Below are 3,715 nucleotides of genomic sequence, written 5' to 3' on the forward strand. Positions count from 1 at the left end.
TCAAGGGCAATCCCGCGACCCTGCACCTGCCGGTGGTGATGGTGACCGCGCTCGACCAGACCGCCGACCGCGTGCGCGGCCTCGAAGCCGGCGCCGACGACTTCCTGACCAAGCCGATCGACGAAATCGCGCTGATCGCGCGCGTGCGCTCGCTCACCCGCCTGAAATTCGTGCTGGACGAATTGCGCAACCGCGCCGCGACGTCCGCCCATCTCGGCGTGACCGAAGCGGTTCGCCATTCGCTCGACGACGGTTTCGGCGGCCGCATTCTGCTGGTCGACGACCGCAGCAATTCGTCGCAGAAGATTTGCGCCTCGCTGCGCCCGGCCTATGACGTCGACGTCAATATCGACGCCCATGAAGCCCTGTTCCGCGCCACGGAGCAGGACTATCACGTTGTCATCGTCAGCCTCGGCCTCGCCCGGTTCGACGGCCTGCGCCTGTGCAGCCAGTTGCGCTCGGTCGACCGGACCCGCCACACGCCGCTGCTGATGATCGCCGATCTCGAAGACCGCCAGCGCATCCTGCGCGGCCTCGATCTCGGCGCGAACGATTATCTGATCCGGCCGGTCGACAAGAACGAACTGATCGCGCGCGTGCGCACCCAGGTGCGGCTGAAACGCTATGCCGACAATCTGCGCTCCAACCTGCAGGCGGCGATGGAGCTGGCGGTGGTCGATCCGCTCACCGGCCTCAACAACCGGCGCTATCTGGAGCCGCATCTCGGCGCGCTGCTGGACCAGGCCGCGCTGCGCGGGCGGCCCGTCTCCGTGATGATGCTCGACATCGACCATTTCAAACAGGTGAACGACACCTATGGCCACGACGCCGGCGACCAGCTCTTGCGGAGTTTTTCCGCCCGCGTGAAACGGTCCGTGCGCGGCGCCGACCTGATGTGCCGGCTCGGCGGCGAGGAATTCGTCGTCGTGATGCCGGACACCAATCTGGCGACGGCGGAAATCGTCGGCGAGCGCATCCGCTCGGCGGTGGCGGGCATGCCCTTTCCGCTCGACAATGACGCCCAGTCCATCTCGATCACCGTTTCGATCGGCGTCGCCGATTCGCCCGGCGCGGAGCTGCCGACCGCCTTGCTGAAACGCGCCGATCAGGCGCTCTACCGCTCCAAGAACGGCGGCCGCAACCGGGTCACCGCGGCGGCGGCCTGATATGGCCGCCCAAGGGGATATGGCCGACGACGAAAAGGCCTTCGCGGGAATCGAGATCTGCCGCTTTTTCTGCGCGCTCGCCGTCGTCGTCTTTCATTACCAGCATTTCTTCGCGAACGGGGTCTGGCTGCAGGCGCATCCCGAAACGCGGGCGGCCTTCCCGCTCTCTACCCCCTGCTCGCGCCCCTGTACCATCAGGGATCGCTGGCGGTCTGGCTGTTCTGGGCGATCTCCGGCTTTATCTTCTATTGGCGCTATGCCGAACCGATCCATGCGCGCGCGGTCGACGGCGGCAAGTTCTTCGTCTGGCGCCTGTCCCGGCTTTATCCGCTGCACCTTCTCACGCTCGGCGCGGTCGTTCTGATGCAGGCGCTCTACCTCCGCCATCACGACGAGCCCTTCATCTATCCGCTCGAGGCGGTCAATCTGCAATTTCTGCTCGCCTCGAACTGGATCGCGCTGCTGCCCAAGACTTTCAACTGGCCGATCTGGAGCGTGTCGGTCGAGGCGCTGATCTATGCGATTTTCTTCCTCGCCGCGCGACGGCTGCGTCCCGGCCTCGGCTCCTGTCTCGGGCTTTGCGCGCTCGCGATCGCGCTCTCCTTCGCCCCCTTCGCGCCTTATCTCAGCGATCTGCTGCATTGCGCGATGCTGTTCTTCGCGGGCGGCTTCGTCTGCCTGCTGATCGCCCGTCTCGACCGCGCGGCGCGTCGGAAGGCTTTCTGGCTTGCGGTCGGAATCGCCGCCTTGTCGGCGCCGCTCGCCTTTCGTCATGGGCTCGCCGACGAGCATCCCGATGTCGCCTCGGGCGTGGCCTTGTCCCTTGCCATCGTCGTTGGCTTCGCCCTGATCGACCACGTCGTTCGTTTCGATCTGCGACGGTTCGCGCGCCTCGGCGACCTGACCTATGGCTCCTATCTGTGGCATTTCCCGCTGCAACTGGCGCTGGTCGTAACGACCGACGCGCTGGGCCTGGGCCGCGAGCTGTTCTATTCGCCCTTGCTCCTGATCCTGTGGCTCGCCATGACCTTTGCGCTGGCCTATGGCAGCCATCGCCTGTTCGAGCGGCCCGCGCAGGACGCGATCCGGCGGGCCTGGCGGCGCCTCGCGCCTGCCCCCGCGGCCCAGCGCCTCGCGCCTTGAGCGCGCCGTCCCGTCACGCGACGAAAGTTCAATTTCGATCTGGATCGCGGCGCCGATCCGCGCCATGATGCGGCGCAATGACTTCCGTTCCTTTTCGTATTCGGCAGGTCGAACGCATCGATGCGGTTCCGTCTAAGGATTGGGACAGGTGCGCCAACCCGTCCGCCGCTCCCGATAACGCCGGCGAGCGTTTCAACCCCTTCCTGACCCACGCCTTTCTCGCCGCGCTGGAGTCCACCGGCTGCGTCGGCAAGGGCACCGGCTGGTTTCCCGCCCATGTGCTGGTCGAGACGCCGGAGGGCCAGCTTGCCGCCTGCGCGCCGGTCTATTTCAAGACCCATTCGCTCGGCGAATATGTGTTCGATCACGGCCTCGCCGAGGCCTTCGAGCGCGTCGGCGGGCGCTATTATCCCAAGGCGCAGGTGGCCGTTCCGTTCACGCCGGCGCAGGGGCGCCGCCTGCTCGTCGCCGCCGACGCCCCGCCCGGCGCGCGCGAGGCGCTGGTGCTGGGCCTGCGCGCCTTGCGCGAGACGGCCGGCCTGTCCTCGCTGCATGTCACTTTCCCCGACCCGGACGATCAGGCCTTTCTCGAAAGCGCCGGCTTCATCGCGCGCAAGGGCCAGCAGTTCCACTTTTTCAATCGCGGCTACCAGAACTTCGACGATTTCCTCGCCGCTCTGTCGTCGCGCAAGCGCAAGGCGATCAGGAAGGAGCGCGCGGAAGCCCTGTCTTCAGGCGTCGAAATCGAATGGGTCACCGGAAGCAATCTGACCGAGGCCCATTGGGACGCCTTTTTCCACTTTTATATGGACACCGGCGCGCGCAAATGGGGCCGGCCCTATCTGACCCGGGCGTTTTTCACGGCGCTCGGCGCGGCGCTCGCCGACCGCATCCTGCTGGTGGTCGCCCGGCGCGAAGGGCGGCTGATCGCCGGCGCGCTCAATCTGATCGGCGACGACGCGCTCTACGGCCGCAATTGGGGCGCGATCGAGCATCACCCCTGCCTGCATTTCGAGCTGTGCTATTATCAGGCGATCGAATTCGCCATCGCGCGCGGCCTCAAGCGCGTCGAAGCAGGCGCGCAGGGCGAGCATAAATTTTCACGCGGCTATGAGGCGGTGCCGACCTTTTCGGCCCATGAATTCGAGGACCCGCGCCTCGCCCGCGCCGCGCGGGATTATTTCGCCCGCGAGGCCGAGGCCGTGGACGCCATTCTGGCGGAATATGCCGAGAGCGCGCCGTTCCGCAAAAGCTGATGGCCGGCCCGACAGTGGCTCATTTAGGCCGCAGACTCATAACGATTTGATCCAGATGCGCGCCGCCGCGAGTTTGATGGCGGCGAGGAAGTTGAGCGGATTCTTGTCGTAGCGGGTAGCGATGCCGCGCAAGTGCTTGAGCTTGTTGAA

3 protein-coding genes and 1 pseudogene are annotated in these 3,715 nt (G+C 66.0%); 3 read left to right on the plus strand and 1 reads right to left on the minus strand.

The annotated features are described in order from the left end of the window. From ACE3S9_RS16515 to ACE3S9_RS16525, 3 genes are all read left to right on the plus strand, one after another. Positions 1–1,166 (plus strand): PleD family two-component system response regulator (locus tag ACE3S9_RS16515; protein WP_374547571.1); only part of this gene is annotated, 1,166 nt, incomplete at its 5' end. 204 nt (positions 1,167–1,370) lie between these two features. Then, positions 1,371–2,309: an acyltransferase family protein gene (locus tag ACE3S9_RS16520; RefSeq protein WP_374547573.1), complete on the plus strand. Its 939-nt coding sequence runs from the start codon at positions 1,371–1,373 to the stop codon at positions 2,307–2,309. 77 nt (positions 2,310–2,386) lie between these two features. After that, positions 2,387–3,565, plus strand: coding sequence for a GNAT family N-acetyltransferase (locus ACE3S9_RS16525; RefSeq protein WP_374547572.1), 1,179 nt, complete (start codon positions 2,387–2,389; stop codon positions 3,563–3,565). 36 nt (positions 3,566–3,601) lie between these two features. Here the strand turns inward: ACE3S9_RS16525 and ACE3S9_RS16530 are convergent. Then, positions 3,602–3,715 (minus strand): annotated as a pseudogene (locus ACE3S9_RS16530) (IS5/IS1182 family transposase); the annotation flags it as partial.

The sequence above is a fragment of the Rhodoblastus sp. genome, assembly GCF_041915505.1.
Taxonomy (GTDB): Bacteria; Pseudomonadota; Alphaproteobacteria; order Rhizobiales; family Beijerinckiaceae; genus Rhodoblastus.

Bases quoted from the DNA above. Each gene is read 5' to 3' on its own strand.
- ACE3S9_RS16525 (WP_374547572.1), top strand. From the start codon at position 2,387: ATGACTTCCGTTCCTTTTCGTATTCGGCAGGTCGAACGCATCGATGCG.